A 21,476-nucleotide genomic window follows, 5' to 3' on the forward strand; every position below is an offset into this window, starting at 1 on the left:
AGGCCAACTCCCTCCCCTATACAAGGATGGTTCTATGTTCAGCGCATTTTTTTGGTGCATTTTTGGAGTGATGCTCATCGTCGTGGCCAACACGTGGGTCGCGCGCATCCCGTTTGCTCGTCTTGCTGCCGGCATCGCCCTCTACATGCAATTGGGAGGGGTGTTTTCCATCATCGCTGGTGTCGTTTTCTTCTTTCACAGTGGTCCGGTGACGACGCCCACACTGTCATACGCCGACGAGAAAGCATTGTGGGCCGTGGCCGTGGTGCCGGCCATCATCGTCGTGATGGCCATTGCGATTACTTTGTCGATGCGCGCTGACCGTGTGAGGCGCTCTTTGAGGCCCGAGTTCGAAACCGCAAACGTGACCTTGGTCATCCATTCGGACGGCATGCTGCATATCTCCGAACCCAATGACCTGGTATCGAAAACCATTCCGCTCGGCCGCGTCGGATTTGAAACCCAGTATTTCGAAGCAGATGCGAACATCAGCGCCTTTACGTTGACCACCATTTTGGAATGGCCCGAACCCATCGACGGACTGCTGAATCCGGAAACCGCGAGGGTCCGAGCAAAATCTCTCGCGGTGGTCCAGGCTTCTCCGGATACTGCCAAGGCACTCAACGCATGGGTCCGCAAGCATCCTGTTCTCGGGCCGGACTGGGGGCGCATCGGTGAAGCGTGGAAAACGGCCTGCAATGACCTGCTCCGGTATTGTCGGGAACAGCGGAACGCCAAGGGAGCGCCGGTCATCGAGGCCATCCGCTTCGAAGATGGCCCCAGCATTGACTACGTCGCGATTGAGAAAGATGGCTCGGCCCTGGCTGGCACCGGAACCCATCCGCATCTGATGCCCCCGGTGGCCCTGCATGCTGTCAAGCGCAAACTGGTCGTCGCCATTGATGGACGCTTTCCCACCTTCGAGCTCAACGACGACCAAGTGCGGACGCTGCAAAAAATGCATGCCCGGGGCGAGGTTCGCTTGCAGCAGCGGGCGTAACCGCTGACGGCGGCGTCGATACAGAGGTCAGGCCAAAAAAAGCCGCCCCTGTTCAACCAGGAGGCGGCTTGGAGGTGCGCCAGGGGGTGAGGCGTCAGCACCAACGGAGACAGGATGGCCACGAAGATGTGGGCAATTCGTGATGGCATTGCTGGATTACTGGAGCCGACCTCGGTGGTTCTAGTAAGTGGAGTGAAGCGTCCTACTCCCCCACGCCGTCGTCCGCATCAAGGCCAATCGTTAAAGCCGGGGAAAGCTGCGCAGATGCTCTGCGGGGGTGGGTGGCGGCACGCCCGCTGCTCGGCTTACCCAAGTACTTTTACGTTCTCTCATCGTTCGTCCGGTCGTCACGCCTCCGGCCTGGCCATCACTGCCACTGCCCTGGCCGTCATTCGTTGCCTCCCCCGATGAGGGAATCGAATGTGCCGCATCAGCATTCATCACGTCCCGAACGAGGGCCGAGGCAGCTTCTGGGAGAAAAGCCAGGGCTTGCTCGAATGCCGGACGCGAACTATGGAGCAGCGCTTCTGCCGCCTCTTTGAGTTTGTCTCGCTCTTGTTGAAGCATATGCTCCGAACGGGTCAGTCTTCGGAGTGCGGCCTTGGCCTGCCGACGCAGCGAAAGCAAAGAAACCTCATCAACGCGGACATTGTCTGTCAGTCGCGAGACATCTTCCGCGTGCACGTGACGGGGGTCTTGGAGAGGCAGACCAGAGCGGATGAGACGAATCCGAAACGCCTGACGGGCTTCAATCGAGCGCAGTTTTCGAAGGGCGCGAACGCGGTCCGCTCTACTGACATCCAGCCGGAACAGTAAATCGTTTTCAGTCGACTGGACTCGCTCGACCTGCTTTCGTAGAGCAAGACATTCATCCATCCGAGCTAGGGCGGACTTGATTACCTCCTCTAGGTAAAGGGCATACTTAACTGACCGCTCGAGAGCCTGAGATTCCGCGTCATTTTTGGGCGGTCTTGCCACCGCCCGGATGTGTGCTTCCAAGCTCGTGGGTGGGGCAGATGTGCGAATCGGCCGATGTGGATACACGCCGGGGGTGACCAAGAGGGGCCGTCGGAATGTCTGCTGGGTAGGGGATGGTGTTTGCTGAGGGAATCGTTTGCGCCTCGCAAGAATGCGGGCTGTGATATCAGCTCCAACTGACGCCCGAATGGCCTCTTCGTTGATTTCTACCGCTCGCTGCTCGGCCACGCCAACCGCAAGGGCACTTCGAAGCAGGCTCCCGCGCAAGGTCGACATCCCCTTACGCTCCAATGCGGTCGCAGCTTGACCGACTTTAGGCTGAGGGATGTCTGACAGACCTTGACGGATGTAACTACGATGGTCGATGGCCGGAGCCCTAGCCGCCTCGGCTAGATGTCGATTACATGCCTCTGCCCATGTCTGGTTGAAGGACTCGACCCATTTCGCAGAACTTCGCCGGTTGGATAGCATGCCGAGCTTGGCTCCGAAGCCAGTCGATGGGCTGCCCTCCCGAGCCTGGGTATCCTCACCCTGGGCCTGCCTCTCAGCCTGCTCTCCATAGGGCCCCTCAGGACTACGCATGACCTCGGCGCTTGAAAGCAAAATCCGCGTCGGAAAGTAAAGGTGCACGTGGTAGCCCACCTTGTCCGGGGATTTCGCTACGCCAAGCGCGTCAACCTCGGCATCACGGTGAAGGCCGAGGGAGACCGGAACATTCAGCGCATTGCTGATGAACCGCGCGAGTTCGTCTGCGAGTTTGCATGCTTGTTGGGCATCTAGCCCGAGAGGAATGGGCACACGGTAGTCCCGCGCCACCTGGGCGTCCTTCCTGTGCTCACTGGACTCAACCCGGTTCCAGAGTTCTTGTGGGTCCGTTGCCCACGCAGGGGCACCGGTCGGCGCGACCGTGATGGCGTACACAATTTCGTCTCCGGCTTTGCGCTTCCGAAAGTCGTGGGTTTTGCCAGTGCGATGGTCGACGAGTTTCAAGCCCAAACGGTAAGCGGCACCCGCGACGGATGAATGGCCACTGGCTCTGGAGTGAGTCGTCAGATGCGGGCGGGCATGTTTGATGGGGGTCGGTGTATCGGTCATGAGCCCTCCTTGGCTGAGATGCCCATCCTGGGCGAAATCGAAAAAAGGACAATACGTCGCACTTATCAAAGCAGAGAATGTGGCATTGTCAAGCGTTTGGACGTCCAAATGGATTTATAGATATGGGCGCGGAGCGATGAATCTTCACCCCAAAGAAAGTGCGCCGGCTTAGCCAGGCGCCCTGCTTCTAAGGCTTTTCTGCTTTTCGGCCCGAAGGGTCTGCGGAGCCGGATGGCGAGGAACACTATTAGTGTCGTGTTGGAGAAACCAACACTAAGACGCGCTCTCGGTTTTTATGTTGAGGCCGGAGCGCCTTGTCCTGACTCCCCCTCCACGCCCTTCCGCGAAGAGAATGAAGCAAGCAAAGCCCAAAGGAAACGGCTAGTCGACAGTCGATATCAACAGCATTTCTGACTTAAACGAATATACAAGCTTATACTTCGGGCTGAAAATTCCCGGGTATCTCAACGCCGGAACGGTGTTCGGAAGAAGTCGAACGCTGGATCAAGGCGGTGGCCGTCGAGGCCAACCGATACCCCCCTTGACAATACGAGGATCATCGTATTAAATGGCCAATAATGGATTTACCGCTGCAAAGAACGTCGCAATTGCTCGTCTTGCCACTGGAGCGTTTCTCCATGAGGCGAGGGCAAGCGTTGAAGTCAAAAACCACCTTAAAACAGGACAGATCTCAGCTCAGGACGTCATTAACCTGCTGAAGAAGTCGAATGGCAACCAGCATTCGTCGTCGCCGCACCACAGAGATGCCAGCTTAACGGTCCACGTCATTGTGACTGGTGGCTATTACATCAAGTTTTACTTTATCGACCCCAACGTCATGTTTATTAGTGTCCACCCTTAGGAGGTTTCATGCACTTTTACAAAGCTGGAGACCACGTCAAGGCCATGTGTGACCTGGATGGACTGGTTGAGTCGGTGTTCGCATACCGGGATATCCCTTTCAGTGAAGGCCCAGGCGAGGTCAAGGGCATTCTTGCCGGGGTTTGCCCTGTATGCGAGCGGGTCATTGTCATCCCTCCGCAGTCCACTCCTATGATCCGTGACGCGCGCCGGGAAGCTCTCAAATCTCTGGAGTTCAACGTGCCAGCCGTCTTCATTGAGATGCTCGACGCCGCAAGCTATCGGATCGACGCAGGATCAACGTCGGAGTTCCGAAAGCCCCTGCTGATGTATTACGTTCACCGCCTGGCCACGGGCCAAGAACCCATCGACGAGCTGGAGCCCTACATGAACAGGGCATTCGAACTTGCTGTCGAGGATATTCCAAAACGCCGAATGTCGATGAAGGTGTCCTCAAAATCACATGAAGAGCTCGCCGGCGTCGTGCATGAGCTTCGCGAAGCCATGGCCCGCAAGCTGACGACCACCGACGTGTTCAAGGGAATCGCGCTGAAGATTGAGAGTGACATCGTTGCGCCAAAGGAACCGAAGCATCGCGCGGATCTCATCGCCATCTCTGCTTTGGTCAACATCTAGGCGATCAAAGTACACCGCTTTTTGACCACGCGCCTAGGCGCGAACTGGAGTCTGTGAAACGTGCGGTCGGAAACCAAGCCGAGCGGAGTAATATTGCGTGGGGCGAGGCAGGCCGAAACTAAAATCATTTCCACTTAATCAAACACGAGCTCCTTGGCCTCGTTTTGCGCGATCCTCCAGCGTGTTGGTTGATCAGGCGTTGCTCAGTTCAAGGCCCCCATGCCTTGTGCACCGGGGTGTGCAAGCTTCCGAATGGCTTCCAAGACAGGCTGCTTATGCACTTCCTCGGAGTATCGGTTGTAGTGCTCGGCGGAATTGCCTTCGTCGCCATCGCCTGTCGAGGGACAAGGCGCTTGCCCAATGGGCCGGCGCCCTGACCTTCACCAGCTTCACCGGAGCCTATTTCACCCTGGTCCCCGTCCCTTCTGGTGCATACCGGCGACGTGGACCACTTTAGTCCCGGAGGGAGCCCTGTCCTGAGGCAGGATGTACGGCCAGCTCCGGCTTTCAACACCCACGAACGCCGGACGCGGTTCTGCCTCGTTCGCTTCGATGGTTCCTACACAGTCTGTGAGGGCACGCTGGCAGTCCGAGAAGGGGCGCGTGGCCTGCCGGCCAGCGGTCGGGCGGTGTTCCGACAGCCCCAAGAGCGCGTCGTCAGCTTTGACCCAGCAACGCGGCCCGGGCGGCTTGGCGTTGAGCGGTAGCCTGGGCGGTAACCCGGTTAGCCCTTCGTGGCGAATGGCCTGAGGCAATCGAGGAAGGCGCCATATGGTGTCCGGTTCTTGCGCCATTGGCGGTGCCCGGGGAATGAATCCGGGCGGACCCGCTGCTTTGCGTAGGTCGCAATGAGAGTGTTTCGCGCCCGGGACACTGCGACGAAAAAGGCGCACCGCTCCTCGTCTTCGTCGCCCCACCACTGCTCCTCCTCGACGGCCGGCACGAAGACAGCGTCGAACTCCATGCCCTTGCATTTGTGGATTGACATCACCCGCACCGTGCCATCGGCGGAGAAGCGGCGGAGTGCCTCGCCGAGATCACCGGTCGCTGTCACTAGGGCGGCCAGCCGGTTCCCGGCCTCGGCTATACGCTCCATCAGGTAATCGACGTCGGCATAGTCGGCCGACATCGCCGAGAGATTGGCAACGGAAAACCGTTCGAGGAACGCATCGAGAACGTTTTCCATGACCTCGACGAGGTGCGCCCTCCCCGCTTTGCGCAGTCGCCTGCGCAAGCCGTCGAGAAAGCGCATCCAGTCGGTCAGTCCGTGATCGTTGTCCGAATCGGGAAGTACCAGCATCAACTCTGCGTAGGCGTCCGGTGCAGAATCTCTCCCAAGCGCCCTCAACAGGTTGACCATCAGCACCGTGACCGGCTCGGAGAGAAGATCCTGCAGTTCCTGTTCGTTGCGCCAGGGGATTCCAAGGCGGTCAAGCTCATTGCAGAGCGGCCCGGCAACGTACTCGGTGTCGCGGACATAAAGTACGGCTATCTCATGCCCGGGGGTGCCCGCGTCGATGAGTTCTCCGATGACCCGACCGATGGCAGCGGCTTCCTCAGGGGCGCCATCAAAACCGCCGACACGGATACGACCGCCGTTGCCCTTGATCGTCGCGTCATCCACCTGGGCTGATGGCTCGATGAGACGAGCGACTGCATTCTGCACACGACGGATGGACGCCTTCGAACGATGATTCTGATAAAGCGCGATGGGTTCGGCATTGAAATCGGCGACAAACTTGCCAAAGACCCCTTTTAGGGCGCCGGCAAATCCCATGATGCGTTGTTTCTCGTCGCCGACTGCCGTCATTGAGGCGCCTGTACCCTGGAACAGGCGCATGATGAGGGTGTACTGCTTGTCCGTGCAGTCCTGGAATTCATCGAGGAACACGTGGGTGTAGGTCATCCGCACGAACCGTGCCGCCCTTGGCTCGAGCTCAATGATTTTCATCGCAAGAGGCACAAGCTCCTTGAATGAGACCTGCTTGCGGCCGATGCGTTTCTTGCCGACGCGAAACGCGGAATCGAGTGCATCGGTCCCGGTCAGCAGAGGGCGAAACAGTTCGATGAGGCGGCGGGCAAAGGCATCAAACGTGAGGCTGTCGAGTCGGGCACCCAGAGCATTGCCCGACCGCCGCCGGACCCGCTGACGAAGCACAGCGGCCGCGTCCCGCTTGAACGCAATGGCCAGGATCCGTTTCGGATAGGCGCAGGCGCCCGTTTGCAGGAGAAAATCGGCTCGCTGGGCAAGCAGCTCCGTCTTGCCAGCCCCCGGCCCCGCCGTCACCGCAGCATTGCCGGGAAGCCTAATGGCCTTGAGCGCGCCGGCCTCCAGAACGAGATGCCCCGGTGGCGCCCATTTATCGGGCGACATCATTCTGGAATCGCCCCGAGCAACGCCGCCACCCGCTTAATGACGCGCTTGTATACCGACGGCATGTCCTCGCGCAGCGCCGCGTCGTCGAGCTCGGAGAGCGCATTGATATGTGATGCGGGTTTGCTTCCGAGCTTGAAGCGTTGGTGGTAGGCGTCGAAGAATTCGGCAAGCTCTGGATTCTGGGCGTTGATTAGCTCAACCTTGCCGCTCTTTCCCAGCACGGCGACGACCGCCGGATGGTCAAGAACGGACAACTTAAGGTCCTCGACATCATAGGCGTTGGGAAAAGACATCATCATCGAATGATCCAGGTCGATGGGGTACGAGAAGAACACATCCGCCGTTTCGAGGAACTTGCGCTCCTTGTAGCGCAGGGGAATATCCTGGTCTTGCGCACTCCACTTGGGGAATGCTTCGGTCTCGGCTTCAGGCTTCGTGGGACGCGGCGACGCGCTGGTGCCAGGCAGGGCCGCAAAGGCACGGAGATGCCGGTGGATGACCCGCATGCGGCCCCACCCACCCTCGTGACGCCCGAGGTCGAAGTCGACGAGCGTCACATACGGGATATCGAGGGCGGAGAGCAGGCGCCAGAAATGCTGGACGTGCCGGCCACCGAGGGGGGCGATGCAGACCGACGCCCCGTCCGCCTCGATGCCACTGGCCGACAGCAGCCTCGGCAGGACAATCTCCTCGCTGTCGCCCTCTCCAAGGATGACCAGCCGTGAGAAGTACAGTTCGGGAAACGCCATGACGGCCTCGCGCACGAACTTATGCGCTTCATCGGTCTTTTTTGGCAGTTTGATGGTGCGGACGATTGTGCAGCGCTCGGCATCCAGGCGGAGGTAGCGGACTTCCTCCGGTTTTGTCCTGCGTAGGAGCGCCGGTGAATGGGTCGATACGACCGCCTGTGCGCCAAGCGTTTTCGACAAGTCGCGCAAGGCACTGATGACGCGCCCGAGATAATGCGGCGACAGGGAGTTTTCCGGCTCTTCCATGGCAACCAACGTGAACGCCGGGGCACGAAGGCGCGTGGCATCGAATGCCTTTTCCTTCCCGCTGTTGACGGCCTTACCCAGCGAATGGGTCGCAAGCACGAGGGAAAGGTAAAACAGCGACTTCTGCCCATCGCTCAGTCGGGCGAAGTCGACGACCGGTTCACCATGACCCGGACCGAAGCTGACGCCGACTTGGCGCAGCAGCTGGTCGAGATGGCCGGTGGCAAAGACCATGCCAGGGTTGGCGTAGAACTTCCCGGAATGCAATTTCTCCCAGCCCTTGGCAAGCGCCGCGCCAAACGCCTTCACCCCCGGGTTGCCTGATACGGCCTTTCCGAGTTCCTGGCCCAGGTCGATGACCACCTTGCGTTCCTTTGTCCAGTCGGCGGCCCGAAGTGCCCGACCGAGAAGGGAACCTGCGGCGTAGGAGACATGGTCGGCGGGATCCCGCCTTGCCGGCAGGTAATGGACATGAATGGCCTGTCGTTCGACATTGCTCATCGTCCGGCTGTGGGTGGGTTCGTCGTCGTCATCCGTCGCAACGACGAACTCGAGCCGCTGGGTGATTTCCCCCGTCTCATCGAGGTCCGCCGTCAGGCGTATCCGTACACGCGGCGCCCCCTCAACGGTGACAAGCTCCATATGGGAGAAGAACATGGGCACAGCGCCGGTATCCTCGCCCTTGGCGTTGTCACCCTCATCAAAGACAAATTCGGCCTCGATCCACAGCGATGCGGCCGTGCCGTCCTCGAGCATCTGGCCGTCGGCAACGTGAAAGTCGCTCCGGGTCACGGTCCGCAACCCCTGTTCGGTGCCGAACATCCGACACAGCCCCGTGAGCACGGCCGTCTTCCCCGCCCCGTTCGGGCCAATAAGAAACGTCGTCTTACGAAACCTGATGTCGGTGGGGACCGGTCCAAACGAGCGAAACCCGGAGAGACGTATCCGTTCAAGTTTCATGAGCATGTCCTTCTGGCGGGGGGGCCCATGATACTGAGATCACTGGGTGGCCAAGGTAAACGCAAGCGCGCAGCAACTAGCCCTTATGCCAGTCGTGAGCGGACTGGTGCATCGACCGTGCCTGGCGTAACGTCCCATACCGAATGCTAGTAAGGTCCGGCTCACCCCTTCCCGCAGCATTGCGGCGTGTGCCAAGCACTGCCTGTGAGAGCATGCGCCTGCAGATTCTTTCCTTGCGCGCGGCTGGCGCTTGGAGCTTGAGCTGCGGCCCAAGACTGGAGGCTGGGCTCACCCTTCGAAGAGCCAGCCGGGCCTGACGACCTAGGCGATGAGGTCGATGTTGGCATTACGAGCTCCGGGAAAGGCGACCTCGACTCAATCATTATCTAGCTCTCACCTTCCGAGGATTCCCCCCTTCAACTCGTTGCCAATCCGAGACCGGATTACCCGTTCCCGGCTACCGACGAAACTACCAGCTCCTTGATCCAGAGAGGCCATTGGGCAAGATTCCCGCGCCGAGTTGGGTCGAAAGGTCAGACAGGGTCCAACGGACATCGAGCTGACCCTCAGCGATTCTTGCATTGATGGTTTATTCTTCGACGCTCCAATCTGGACCATTTATGACCGCAGCCACCGCCCAGCCTCGCCAGCTTGCCCAGATGTTCTCCCGCCCAGTGCTCTCGGCAATGGCAAGAGACGGTCGGGGTGAAGCCGTGCGCAGGCTCGTGCAGGCTGCCGGACTGGACGCAGCCGGGCCAATTGGCCAGTTATTTTGCCGGGCGAGAGCTCGCCTTGAGCGAGACTACCGCTGCGAGTATGTATACAAGGCCGCCCTAGTCGACCGTATCGTTTTTGGCCGCCACCGGCCAACGACCGCTGGAATCCAAACCGAGCTTGCTGTTGATCGGTCTATTGTGGATCTCGCCTTATTCAACGGCACGTCGACCGCCTATGAAATCAAGACCGAGTTCGATTCCGCCCGGCGCCTTTCCACCCAGACCAATGCGTATCTCCAGGCATTTGAGCGCGTCTTCGTTGTTACCCATCCGGATCTTACTAGCCACTACATGGCATCCACCGACGAGCGTGTGGGTGTTCTAGCCCTGGGGGCTAGGGGCCGTCTCACCATAGTGCGTGAGGCGATACCCGACATGTCGCGCCTTCAGCCCTCAGTCTTGTTTCGGATGTTACGCCGAGACGAATACCTATATGCGGTCGAACAGGTCCACGGCACGCTTGGGGAATTGCCATCCGGGCTTGCGTTCGCGCATTGCGAGCCATTGTTCTCCGCGCTCCCGTCCGACGTTGCGCATGGGCTGGTTCTTGCGGCAATGCGGCGGCGCTCAACAACTCCGGAACTCGCCGCATTTTCGCTAGCGCTTCCTCCTAGCCTACGGCTGTTCGGGCTATCCATGCGCTTTTCCGGCAAGCAACGCCAGCGTCTGTTGAGTGCGCTCGACGCCTGACCTACGCTTCCCAGTGGAACAGGGGTGTTCCGCCATCGAAGAAGACCGTGTATTTCCCGTATCTTTTTGGCCGCAGATCTGAGCTGCTGGCCGTGCGCACCATGACCCATTCGGGCCGGCCTCTGGCTCTTTTGTGTCCCGTCATTGAACCCGTCAAAACCGACCTCGCTCCACTCAGGCGGTGTCTCGAAGTGTGCCAGGAAGCGGGGCTCCGGGTTGGCGTGGTCTGTAATCCGGCACGTGGCGAACTCGTCCCGCCGCCCAACGACTGGTACGGCCACCTCCAGGCCTTGCTCAACGACATACCGGTCGCCCTCCCGTTGCTTGCCTCCACCCCCAACCTGACGAAGGGAGACATCAACGGCTTCATGAAATGGGCCGGCGACCGGCCCATTGGCATCGTCCATGACGGACCACTGTCTGCTGCGGTCTTTCAGGCCACACTGCAGGTACAGGGGATCATTCGCCACGTCGTGCTGCCGCAGGCGGCAGGCGAAGCATTTGTCGCTGCTATTCCCCCCGGCCGACGCGTAATGGTCGACGACCCGTTTGTTCGGCAGGTGCGAAATGCAGACTACGGTAGCCCGGAATTCTTTTCGCGGGCCTATCTCGATGTTCTGCCGGGCATCGCCGGCGTCGGCGATTACCTGTGTATCGGTTCGAAGTTCAAGGACGGCGGCGGCCCTGCCATTGCAGTGGCCATCCATGCCCTTACGCGCGCGGCAGATGGAGGTCTTTGGCTCGAGCACTTTGTCTCCGACGACCAGGAGCTTGCCGGCAAGAATATTGATGGCAAGTTTCTCGAAGCGGCTCGAAAGCTCATGGGCGCCGTGGCTGCGCGACCTCAGGCGTTTGGCTGGAACCCGGCGCTCGAGGAATACCGTCAGCACGCAAACTCAGGGCACTCCCCGGGTCTCGGCAAAAGTAAGGAGCTCCAGATGGTTCACCACATGTGCGTTGTCCTCGACGCTATCGTCGCTACAGCCTGATTTCCGGCGTAGAACTCAGTGTGGTCCCGTTTGATCACCTTGTCACCGCTATCCACAGGACAGCGTCTCGGCACCGACAGGAAGCAAAGGCATGGAAAGTCTCAAAAAAAGTTCCCTACAACTTTCGTACGCAGAGGACGAGCCCCGGTACACGTTTGACCTCTCGAAGCTGGAGCCCGGCGACATCCTGCTGTCGACAAGCCGGACCCTTGCGGGATTGGCGATCCGGGGAGCCACCGGCACGCCCTGGTCCCACGCGATGCTCTACGACAACAAATTAATCATCCATGCCGACCGGGATGGCGTATTCACCCGAAACCCGCAGCGTTGTCTGTTCGGCAAAGGCGAAGGCGCCGTTTACCGTCTCAGCGAGAAAGATGAGACATTTGCGAGCAAAGCCTGCCAGTTTGCAAAGAACCTGTTGGGTGGGCTTTACAGCGTGCCTGACGCCATTGCTTCCAGCGCCCTTCGCAACACGTCAACTGAGAGCCTGACCGACGGGCAGTTTTGTTCTCGCCTTGTCGCGCAAGCCTATCTCGCTGCTGGTGTCGCGCTTGTGCCCAATCCTGCATACTGCTTCCCGTCCGATCTTATTTTGCGTGAAAACCTCGTTTTCGAGGTAACAGAGGCTATTCGTCCAGCGGATGAAACAGACTTTGCCATCAACAAGACTGTGGATACGCTTGCCATCGCGCAGGCCCGAACCTATGCGTGGCTGACGCCAGTCTCTGCGCTTATTCGCGAGAAGAAGCTCGGCCGTGCAACTACCATCGCCCAGGTTTTCGACGCGGTGAAAACGCATCCAGGCGAACTCGATTCGGAGGTAGCCCGCCATATCGCCGCATCGGGATATACGAAGAACTTTGAACTTGACCGCGAAATCAATCCGTACCGATACAACGTCAAGGCATTCGAAGCGGCCATTTTGTCGACTGACAAAGACAGGGACGAGATCTTTATGGAGCACATCGAAGCGTCCGAGCGGCTTCACCGTGAAGCATTGGAGCAAGTTAGCAGCAACCGTAACACTGGCCTGAAAACATTCGATGTCATCGCCGCCATCGGCGAAGACCGACTTAAATTTGCAAAGATTCGCTTGTCCATTTTGCACGACGTTTCAAGCGGGTACGCGAGCGAAGCGGTCAAAACACGAATCAGTGCAGCGCTTGATGCCATCAACGCAACCCTAGCCGGGCAAAGTGTTCCCGCCTCTTGACGGCGCCGCACGATCACAGTCTTGCGCGAGCGGGCCCGTCGCCCGCAAGGAAAGACGGCGGAAGGTTCCGGGACAAGGTATGGGCTTCGATGAGCGCGCGGCAGTCAGTCGGCAGGACGTCAACCGCCAGGTGTCCGTCATTGTCGGGCCGGTCCGGCGAAAAGCCTTGCTCAAGAAGATAGGCGCATACCGCTGGATGGGTGGCCAAATGCAATGGGCTCCTGCCCAGACCGTCTGCCCGATGCGCCATCGGGGAGTTGCTACACAGTGCCGTCAGAAACGGCCCCCCTCGTGTGCAGTCGAGAACCACGGCCATCCCGGTCGCAGTGACACTGTGCTCGACGAGTTCTCCTGCGACCACCCAGAACGATGCATTACCATCGAGCGCGCCAAGCTCGATAAGCCGGTTTATGCGGTCGATTGTGTTTGGGGCTTCGGTCATGACATGGCGAAGCTCCTGCTGTGGATACAGCCACGCTTCGAGGCTAGGATTTTTTGGTGCCGGCAGTCCCGGCTCATTGCTCTCAGGGCCGCTGAACTCGAGCAGGTCCAGCGTTCGCGACAGCCAAGGGCGGATCGCCCCGCTCCACTCGCATCGCTGCAAGGCAATGGCAGGATTGCCTACGTCGACCGGGGGCTCTTCGGCCACGCACCGCGCCGCGTGGCCAGCCGCCAGCGCATGAGTTACGTTGCCGACCGCACCCCTCTCGCGGAGGAAATCGACGAGCGGGGAAAAGGTGGCGAAATCCAGGAGTCCCCTTCCCCGGTTGTCGACAAAGTCGAGGCTCGCACCGTGATGGGCCATGAGCGGCACCATCAGGACCTGGCCCTCCATGCTGTCTGCGAGCACGGCCACAGCAAGCGGCGTAAGACCTGTCAGTCCTTGCCAGGCAAACGAGTCATCACTCCAGTCCGCGCCAAGCCGCAGTGCTGCATCCACCGCCAGCGGCGCACCCGTCTGTAGATGATCAACTGCGACACGGGTGGGATCAGGACCATTCTCGCAGGGTCGACCCGTGGCATCCACAAACCCGAGCCAGCGGAGCGAATGAGTGAGGTCGGCACGCGACGCGAGCACGGCGCTGATGCGCTGCGGTGACGGCATGGCGCCGCTGACCACCTCGGATGCAGACGGTCGCTGTGACGCACGCGCTACAGCCCGGCTATGGCGATTGAACTGGCGAAATTGAGCCGACTTTAAGGCGAGCATGAAGGAGGCTATATTTAAGGTTTAGTTCAATCCAGCGTGATGCAGATCCGGGCGCTGTCAAGCCCGGTGCGACAGGATGACCAGCCGTCGTTCCAGCTTTTCTACGCACCCATTGACCTCAGAGCCGGCAGTGGTGCCTTGCCTTACTGACCGCTCTTGCGGCAGAAATGGGGCTCCTCGCCAGGCAGCCCCCACCCCCTGCAAGTGCCCATGTCGTGCATGTCCTCACGCAGGTCGGCGATTATTCGGCAATTGCGGCACGGCTGGCGACCAAGAAGGTCTCTGCCTTCGGATTCAGTGGCACGTTCGGCTTCATGCGAAGGCGTCCGCATCAGACGTTACGGGGTAGTCAAGCTTGATGATGGCCGCAAGCACCTGCTGTTTAGGTGCGTCCATGCCGTATGAACTGTGATGCTCGTCATCGAGTTCGTGGCCAACATACGCAGCTCTCAATTCCGCCGTCACCCCTGCGGCCTGGAGGGTCTGGATAACAGTCTTCCGGAAACTGTGAAATCCGATCTTCCCCATGTCCGGTTTTGGCAACACGAGCCCCACGTACCGACCGAACGCTTTCGACAGCCAGTCGCCCATTCCGTTTTGCTGACCCTTCACCTTGGGGAAAAGTTGGGTCTCCCCTTTTGCACGCAAGCGCTCGACACGCTTCAAAAGGCCCATCCGGATGAGCTCGGGATGGACCGGAATCACTCGGTTGGAAAAATCATTCTTCGTGCTCTGCCCCTCCCCCTCATCGGTAATCCGCACGCAGGGAATGCCCTCGACCTCCATGAAGTCGTCGAGTGCGAGCTGACCCACCTCCGACACGCGCGCCCCCATGAACAAACCCATCCACGTGCCAAGGCGTGCCTCACCCGAAAGGCGCTTGATAGTGCTGGGTGCAAAAAGCAGCTTGAGCTGGGCGTCGTTGAACGCCTTGAAGCCGTGCTTTTTGCGCAGGCGCTTTTCACGGGCCTTGTAAGACACGTGGCCCGACGCGGGATTGTCGTTTCGCGGAAATTCGATATACCCCTTCCCCTTCGCCCATTCGAGAAAAGTTTTGACGTAGGAAAGCTTGTTGACGATGGTCGGGGTGGCCAGGTTCTGCTCACGGAGATGACTGACCCATTTGCCGATTTCCACCCGTGTCGATTCATGGACCGGCCGGCGAAGACCGCGCGCCTTTCCAAACTCGGTGATCGCCAGGCGCTTGATGGTCAGCGTCTTCGGGATGGTCTGGGATTTGATGTTGGCGATGTATTCGTCAATCGCGCGGTCGATGCGCATCACCGCCTGGGGTTCGGTGACTGCGGGGACCATCGCCGCAGAGAGCGCTGCCGGAGTCGCTGCCGGCAAGGACCTCTCTAGCGACGGCCCTGCCGGTCCAGGACCGTCAATGAAGAACCCCTGCTCCCGAATCCACTGCTGGACGATGGCTTCCTTGCGCATGTCGCCAATGGACGCAACCATGTCCTTTGCGTGGGCATGGTCTTCGGGACCGTTGGCCTCTACCTCGAACGAGCCATCGGGATTTGCCTTCAAACGGTAGCGTTTGCCCTTCTTCTTCAGCGCGGCTGCCAGCGCATCGATGTCCCACTCGTCCCCTGCCATCCCCTGCATCCGTACGTGAGCGTAAAGCTCATCATACGCACGCCAAAGATTGAGAGCGAGATCACGGGCACGTTCCATATCGCGCGTCTGCAGGCTCTTCTTGATGACGGCCCGGCCAAGGAGCCGCGCCAGCGCAACAGGCAGGCGCCGACGGAAGTGGAACACGCCACTCGGAGCCTTGATGAGGTAGTGGGGGATGCGCATCGGGAACCTTTGTGTCCCGAAATGTGTCCCGATGGGGCTTTTCTCGTCAATCCAATAAATGGTTGATTTACATAGAGAAAAACTTATCTGGCGGAGAGAGTGGGACACCTTTTCCTTACTCTCCCCCAACGCCTCCGGGACCCGCATCGGTGAGCCGGAATGTGGCCTCGGATTTTGCCGAATCGGTGGGGACACTGGCAAGCAAATCCGTGGAGGTCGGCGCCGGCTGACAAGGGTATTTTCTTGTCTGGCGGTGGGGACCAGTCCCGCGTGACTTACTCGGAGGCCGTCTTCGCCTGCATCAACCGCTCCAGGACCGGTGACACATCCACCGCTGCCTTGTCGAAGGCCGAGACAAGATGTTTGACCTCGGAGAGGGGCCATTTCATGTCGGGAAGCGCCTTCGGGTGCGACTTTTGGTGGATGAGAATCTGGGACCCGTCCACATCCGTTGCCGGGTGGGCATGGATGAGGGCGTTCCTTTGGTCCTTCAGCGTGGCGAACTGCGCCTGCACCGCTCGCAACTCCTCGATGGTAACGTCACCGATGCCGGTGGAAAGGGCGTTGATGGCCCTGTCCATGTGGCCGAGCACAATCCCGGACATCATCGCCTTTCCGCCCCTTGAGTATTCCGTCAGGAATCCGGGAGAAAGCTGCTCGATGATGTAGATGACCGTCCACTCGTAGTAGGAAAAAACATAGGTGGCCCGACCGACCAGGGCCGCATATTCCGCATCGACCGGTACTCGCCAATCGTTTTCCATGGTGCCTCCTGGGTCATGCGGCGGAATCCGCCAGTTCAGTATCTTGCAATACGTCCAGCCAAGCCTCCGGCAAGACCTTCCGTCGTGCCACAAAGGCTTCGTTGCAGGCCCGGATGTGTCTGGCGTTGAGGATGCGCAGTCTTTCCTTATCGACATCCAGAAAACCCGCCCATGCCTCGTCGTGGGACAAGAGCAGGCATTGCCTGGGAGAGATGGGCATGGTGACTTCAACCGTCTTCCATCCGAGTCCGACGCCCTGCATCAGGTAGGGCCGCTCATGTGCCCCGGGGTCGACCCACACGCAAGGGTTGTCACTGGTGATGAAGCCCACCGGGTCATCCGTACAGAGGATGGCGGCGCTCATGCCCATGTAACCATCCAGGATGTGTTTGAGCAACGATGCGGCGGCCGTCTGGATGGGATGGTCCCGGAGGCGTGCCACATCTTCAAGGGTCATGCCGGGCCCGTCTGTGCCTAGGCGGGGCATTGCGGCAGCGGCCCGCCTTTGTTCAGGACTCGCCGCCTCCATGTCCCGCTTTATTTCCATGGCAAAGTTGTGCATCTCGCCCCACTGGGTACGCTGCATGTCTCGGAATGCAGGTGTGCGGAAGCGCGCAATGGCGGCAAAGGCAAGCAGGTACAACAGCTCTTCGGGCTTCGGCCATTGCTTGCCGTCCAGTCGGTGTTTCCGGATGTAGTCGAATCTCTGTTCGACGCCATTGAAACCGTGTTCAAGACGAAGGTCCCGTGTGTCATCCGGCAACGGCATCGTGTAGATGTCCGTTTCTGTGAAAATGTTCTTGGGCGCCTTCTTGCGTGGGTTTTTCCCATCCCGGTCGAAATGCCAGACGTAAGGGGTGTGACGCGGTCCAAGCGGCTCGGTGGTGTCGTGCCATGCCTTCAGGTAGCACTGCGGAACGAAGTGTTGTTTCCTGTGGTTTTCTTTTGGCATTCCTTCCCCTTGGTCCCTCTCATCACCTGGAAGGTGACGATTCGCCGGCTCCTGCAATCCTAGGGCAACGACCTGATTTGGCAAGTCGGCCGGACGCAGTGCCATACAATCAATCCAGATTCGCCCGTCACTTCGCCTGACCTTGACCTTCGCATTCCCGGCTAGTCGCCAGATAGACTCCTATAACCGCTCAGCCAACGAGATGCCCCGGATGGACCTCTTTCAATTGCAGGTCAGTGAGGAAAAGCTCCATCCGTTGTTTTCCATGCTTCGCGCCCCGGAGAATGCACCGGAGCGGGATGTGCTCAATGCGTGGGCAGCGGGCATGCCGGACAGGGATGGCAAGTTCGTCCAAGAGTTCCAGTCCACCTTTGAATCGAGCGTCTGGGAGCTCTACCTTCACGCCTGCCTGAAAGAGCTGGGGCACACCATCGACTTTCGCAGAGCGTCACCGGATTTCCATGTCACCCATCCCCTTGGGTTTCTCATGGAGGCGACGATTGCCGCACCGGAGAAAGGTGGTAAGCCGGGCTTTGGAGAGGGTCCACCCGAGTTGCCAGACGACTTCAACGAGTTCAACCGTCTCGCCATCCTTCGCCTGTGCAACAGCTTTACGGCGAAGGTGCGTCGATTCCGCGACTACTATCAAAATCTACCGGGGGCGGCTGGGCTCCCCTACGTGATTGCCATTGCACCGTTCGACCGCCCAGCGGCCCACATGGCGGCAAGCCGGCCCATCATCGCTGTGCTGTACGGGACTTACTTTGACGAGGACGAAACCATCCGGACAGGCAGTGAGAGCATTGTCCGGTATCACCTCGAAAGCGTGGTGAAAAAAGAGGGCGTCGATATTAAGGTTGGTCTCTTTACAACGGACAAATATCGTGACGTATCAGCCGTTGTTTACACACCACTCTCGATGTGGGGAAAAGTTCGGGCGCTTGCCATTGCGCCTGAGAAACCCATCATCTTCCAGACTCTCCATCCCGATACGTCTGTCTTGATGCCAAAGGTCCGGGCGGCGCGTAAGTCTGAATACATCGAGCATCTGATGGATGGATTGTGCATTCTGCACAATCCGCATGCTATCCACCCCCTTGCCCCTTCGGCATTCGCCAATTCCCGGGTGGTCCAGCTTATTCCTCGGGACGATGGCACAGTCGACGAGGAAGGCCCGGATGACTTCCTCCTAATGCGGCAGCTCGTCCGGTTTCAGCAGAAAGGTTAGCTGCCATCAGGTCTCTCGTCCCTATCGGATGTCACTAAGGGACGGCGTAAGAACCTTTTCCACCGCTTGGGCGGCAGGTCATCCCACACCCACTCCCGCCACCCCGACGTGTCCGACACCGGCGCCAGCAGCCGGACCACCCTGCCATGCCGATTCTTGGCGGCCCGCCAAAGGGCCTCGCCGTTTCGGGCATTGGGGTCACTGACAGGAATCAACATCTGTACACACAGCCAGTGACCTCGGTGCGCTGCATGTAGCAGCGCAGACGAATGGTGTACTGCCGGGTCCACGCCAGGGTGCTGAAGAAGGTGAGCAATCAGGTTGGCATCGCCAGCCCCGTACTCTAGCCCCCCCTTACGTCCAATTGAAGCCTGTACTCTTCTACGTATAACCCATGAAACACCCGAAATTCGTGCTTACAATGGTGGGCAACAGAGGGAGGAAAATCGATGCAGGATGAACAGGCGGTCCTTGAAGCAGCCGAACTGCTCATCGAAGCGGTGGCCTTGAGCGAGGCCTTGCTCGATGGGGACCTGACTGAAGCCCGCTTCCGGGCTGGCCAGTTGGTCGAGAAGCCTGCGGTCGCAACCAACCCGGACCTCCGGTCGTCCGCAGGGCGAGTGGTCAGCCTTCTGGGCCCTCCGGGCAGCCACCCTCTCCCTGGTTACGCGGATGCCGTGGTCGACCTCACAGACCGGCTCGAGCAAGTGGCAACATTTTTGAGGGGCTAAGGACTATTGCTCATGCCCATGACGATACAAGTAGGCACTCTGCGCCCCTTTCTTGGACCGCTCGACGCAGGCTGAAATTGCTCCAATACGTCGAGCGATTCGGCTGACGCGTGGCGCGCTCGAACTTTGCCCTTCTATGTTATGGCTGTAAAGTTCTCATCGAGCGGATAATGCTTTTGCCCTTGCACGGTAAGGAGGTGGGCGGACTCGAAACCATCACTTATCCACATGGCGACCGGAAGCCAGATAAAAGCACAGCAGGAAATAATCACCAGCAATTCGATAGGAATGAATTTTTTTAGAATAGAAGCCAGCCCCGCAATCATAAGTAAAGGGGCGAAGCCCAACAAAAAAGTCACCACTGCTTGGAATCGAAAACTGCGACGAGACGGCTTTGAAGGCACTAACGAAAGCCCATCATCGCTAATTCGGACCATAAGTTGGCACTTACGTAAGTAGCGGGTGTGCTGCAAGGCGTTTCTTCTATCAAAGACAAAACGAATGAGCCTTGCATCCATCTCGAAGCCAAATGCATCCCAAAACGCAAGCTCGAGTTCTACTGCCCTTACAACATTGAGTCTTTCTTCGCAAAGAAGCGCATTAAGTTTTTCTCGTTTACTCGAAATCATAGCGAAGTTGGCATGGCGCACGCCTGTAAACTTTTCGGGAACGAGGAAAAGCAAAGCAATGATGGCAGCAATACTGCCGGCGGAAGTAGTCATCAACGCCCAAAACTGTTCGTTCATACATTAGTCCAAAAAAAATGTGGCCGTTCAGCGGGAACATCAGAGGAAAGAATTCCTCCCTAGGCGGCAGAATCCGGCCTTTTTAGCCGCTCCAGTTTCGCCAAGCGACGCACCAGAAGCTCCGCCCCGGAGTGGTCGATGAAGTCCCCATACAGAACGGTGGTGTCCCGGTAGTGGTGATGAAGGGCGTTGAGCACTTGGCCCAGTGAATCGAGCATACGTCCCACCTTTGCCCTGCTGATGCCGGAAAGTGGATGTGCCTGGTGGTCCACCGCATGACGATGGTCCCTGTGGGCGATTCGCTTGTTTCGGTGCTCCCTGGCAAACCCGCATTCCTCCAAGGCACTCGCGCATAGAGCATCAACCTTGGACCTGAAAGCCATATTGGCAATCAACGGAGAAAGCGAGTGGATGGTGAGGTTTTTGTTGCTCCCGTTTTTCGCCGGGTCCGTCATACGCGCAATCCCAAGCAGAACGCCGTCCCATAGCTGGTCTTGGACAACCTGGAAAAACAGCCCTGCCGAGCGGTTCAGGAGATGGACCGTAGCCTCGTCCTTGCCAAAGAGCTGCCGGTACTGAAGCCAAACCACCTGGAGTTCAACCAGTTTGTTGTCGAGGACTGCCGTCACCGTGCCAAGGTCATCGCCCATGGCGTCTGCAAACCTGTCCGGGCCGTCAGCGTGTTGCATGTTCAACTCCTCGCGATTTGGGTAGCCAAAATCGACCTAGTAAAGCGGATTGGCACGTGGCCGCGACGAAGGAGATATTCGCATTCAGTTCCCCCTGCTTAATTCATCCTTCGCCGTCCACCAACTCTTCAAGGCTGCTCAGCAATAGAGGGTGCAATGCTTTCAGTCGGGCCGCTGCGCCCTCTCGTTCATCGAGTGCGACTCGAATCAAGGCAAACCCGAGAATTTGTGCAGCGAGAGCGACGCCCCGCTCATCGGCCTGCTCGCCCCGCATGGCCATCGCCAGCGGCTCGATAAAATCGCGGTCCAAATACTCCGCCAATATCGGTCCAGCAACTGGACTGCCTATCGAACAAAGCAGCACCCGAAGTGGGTTGTAGCCGCTTCGCCATGCCTCTTGATTCGCAGGCCCAAGCAAGAGGGCTGCCACCCTCGCCGGCATCGCGCTCAAAGGTGGCTGTAGAAAGTCTTCGGTGCCGAACGCTTGCGAGGCCACCTCGCGAAACAGCCCCTCTTTGGACCCGAAATAGCGAATGACGAGCGCCGGGTCGACCGAAGCATCACGCGCCAAGTCACGAAGGCCTACGCCCTCAAAACTGTTTCGGGAGAAATGAACCTGGGCGGCCTCCAGGATACGGACCCGGGTGGCTTCGGCGTCGCGGGAAGCACCGGCGTTCTTGCGGGGCTTGGGTAGGTGGGCGGTGGTCATGAGGCACAGCCTATCAACACCTGTTGACAAGACAAAGGGCGAGGCGCCTAATTCAACATATGTTG

General features: G+C 59.0%; 19 protein-coding genes. 8 read left to right on the plus strand and 11 right to left on the minus strand.

The genetic code is table 11. The features are described 5' to 3' along the window. Positions 1-34 precede the first annotated feature (34 nt). Positions 35-1,000, plus strand: coding sequence for a hypothetical protein (locus KR767_RS18735; RefSeq protein WP_250877392.1), 966 nt, complete (start codon positions 35-37; stop codon positions 998-1,000). A gap of 240 nt (positions 1,001-1,240) precedes the next feature. Here KR767_RS18735 and KR767_RS18740 read toward each other — a convergent pair whose 3' ends face one another. Further along, positions 1,241-3,073 (minus strand): MobA/MobL family protein, encoded by a 1,833-nt coding sequence (locus tag KR767_RS18740; RefSeq protein WP_250877393.1) that lies wholly within the window; start codon positions 3,071-3,073, stop codon positions 1,241-1,243. 568 nt (positions 3,074-3,641) lie between these two features. On the opposite strand from KR767_RS18740, the gene KR767_RS18745 reads away from it, so the two are divergent. Together KR767_RS18745 and KR767_RS18750 are read left to right on the plus strand one after the other, a co-directional pair. Beyond that, positions 3,642-3,935, plus strand: a complete 294-nt coding sequence (locus KR767_RS18745; protein ID WP_250877394.1) for a hypothetical protein — start codon at positions 3,642-3,644, stop codon at positions 3,933-3,935. An 8-nt stretch (positions 3,936-3,943) separates the two neighbouring features. After that, the gene (locus KR767_RS18750) at positions 3,944-4,570 is read left to right on the plus strand and encodes a hypothetical protein (protein ID WP_250877395.1); all 627 of its coding nucleotides are present in this window, start codon (positions 3,944-3,946) and stop codon (positions 4,568-4,570) included. Between the two features lie 724 nt (positions 4,571-5,294). Here KR767_RS18750 and KR767_RS18755 read toward each other — a convergent pair. After that, positions 5,295-6,947 carry a UvrD-helicase domain-containing protein gene (locus KR767_RS18755; RefSeq protein ID WP_250877396.1) on the minus strand — a complete coding sequence of 551 codons (1,653 nt, stop codon included), beginning with the start codon at positions 6,945-6,947 and terminating at the stop codon, positions 5,295-5,297. Continuing rightward, entirely contained in the window at positions 6,944-8,902 is a 1,959-nt protein-coding gene (locus tag KR767_RS18760) for an ATP-dependent nuclease (protein WP_250877397.1), read from the minus strand. Before KR767_RS18760 ends, KR767_RS18755 begins: the two co-directional genes overlap by 4 nt. A 620-nt stretch (positions 8,903-9,522) precedes the next feature. On the opposite strand from KR767_RS18760, the gene KR767_RS18765 reads away from it, so the two are divergent. The 3 genes from KR767_RS18765 to KR767_RS18775 all read left to right on the plus strand — a co-directional run bounded on the left by KR767_RS18765 (position 9,523) and on the right by KR767_RS18775 (position 12,573). Next, positions 9,523-10,368, plus strand: coding sequence for a sce7726 family protein (locus KR767_RS18765; protein ID WP_250877398.1), 846 nt, complete (start codon positions 9,523-9,525; stop codon positions 10,366-10,368). 47 nt (positions 10,369-10,415) lie between these two features. Further along, on the plus strand, positions 10,416-11,357 hold the full coding sequence (locus tag KR767_RS18770) for a sce7725 family protein (RefSeq protein ID WP_250877399.1): 942 nt from the start codon (positions 10,416-10,418) through the stop codon (positions 11,355-11,357). Positions 11,358-11,448: 91 nt separating this feature from the next. Next, on the plus strand, positions 11,449-12,573 hold the full coding sequence (locus KR767_RS18775; protein ID WP_250877400.1) for a C40 family peptidase: 1,125 nt from the start codon (positions 11,449-11,451) through the stop codon (positions 12,571-12,573). A gap of 13 nt (positions 12,574-12,586) precedes the next feature. On the opposite strand, the gene KR767_RS18780 is transcribed toward KR767_RS18775, so the two are convergent. The 4 genes from KR767_RS18780 to KR767_RS18795 form a co-directional block, all read right to left on the minus strand. Continuing rightward, the gene (locus KR767_RS18780; protein ID WP_250877401.1) at positions 12,587-13,678 is read right to left on the minus strand and encodes an ankyrin repeat domain-containing protein; all 1,092 of its coding nucleotides are present in this window, start codon (positions 13,676-13,678) and stop codon (positions 12,587-12,589) included. A gap of 417 nt (positions 13,679-14,095) precedes the next feature. Continuing rightward, on the minus strand, positions 14,096-15,592 hold the full coding sequence (locus KR767_RS18785) for a site-specific integrase (protein WP_250877402.1): 1,497 nt from the start codon (positions 15,590-15,592) through the stop codon (positions 14,096-14,098). Between the two features lie 275 nt (positions 15,593-15,867). Then, positions 15,868-16,356, minus strand: coding sequence for a hypothetical protein (locus KR767_RS18790; RefSeq protein WP_250877403.1), 489 nt, complete (start codon positions 16,354-16,356; stop codon positions 15,868-15,870). Between the two features lie 13 nt (positions 16,357-16,369). Continuing rightward, positions 16,370-17,413 (minus strand): DUF4238 domain-containing protein, encoded by a 1,044-nt coding sequence (locus KR767_RS18795; protein WP_250877404.1) that lies wholly within the window; start codon positions 17,411-17,413, stop codon positions 16,370-16,372. A gap of 106 nt (positions 17,414-17,519) precedes the next feature. Here KR767_RS18795 and KR767_RS18800 point away from each other — a divergent pair, with 106 nt between their 5' ends. Next, on the plus strand, positions 17,520-18,536 hold the full coding sequence (locus KR767_RS18800) for a hypothetical protein (protein ID WP_250877405.1): 1,017 nt from the start codon (positions 17,520-17,522) through the stop codon (positions 18,534-18,536). Here the strand turns inward: KR767_RS18800 and KR767_RS21470 are convergent. Next, a complete protein-coding gene (locus KR767_RS21470; protein ID WP_425602706.1) occupies positions 18,533-18,826 on the minus strand; it encodes a hypothetical protein in 294 nt (97 codons plus the stop codon). The genes KR767_RS18800 and KR767_RS21470 overlap by 4 nt on opposite strands. 159 nt (positions 18,827-18,985) lie before the next feature. Here KR767_RS21470 and KR767_RS18805 point away from each other — a divergent pair, with 159 nt between their 5' ends. Continuing rightward, a complete protein-coding gene (locus KR767_RS18805) occupies positions 18,986-19,267 on the plus strand; it encodes a hypothetical protein (RefSeq protein ID WP_250877406.1) in 282 nt (93 codons plus the stop codon). 134 nt (positions 19,268-19,401) lie between these two features. On the opposite strand, the gene KR767_RS18810 is transcribed toward KR767_RS18805, so the two are convergent. From KR767_RS18810 to KR767_RS18820, 3 genes are all read right to left on the minus strand, one after another. Next, positions 19,402-20,013, minus strand: coding sequence for a hypothetical protein (locus KR767_RS18810; RefSeq protein WP_250877407.1), 612 nt, complete (start codon positions 20,011-20,013; stop codon positions 19,402-19,404). 59 nt (positions 20,014-20,072) lie between these two features. Next, positions 20,073-20,702: an AbiU2 domain-containing protein gene (locus KR767_RS18815; protein ID WP_250877408.1), complete on the minus strand. Its 630-nt coding sequence runs from the start codon at positions 20,700-20,702 to the stop codon at positions 20,073-20,075. 103 nt (positions 20,703-20,805) lie between these two features. Then, a complete protein-coding gene (locus tag KR767_RS18820) occupies positions 20,806-21,411 on the minus strand; it encodes a TetR/AcrR family transcriptional regulator (protein ID WP_250877409.1) in 606 nt (201 codons plus the stop codon). Between the last annotated feature and the right edge of the window lie 65 nt (positions 21,412-21,476).

It is taken from the genome of Luteibacter anthropi (assembly GCF_023699965.1).
Taxonomy (GTDB): domain Bacteria; phylum Pseudomonadota; class Gammaproteobacteria; order Xanthomonadales; family Rhodanobacteraceae; genus Luteibacter; species Luteibacter anthropi.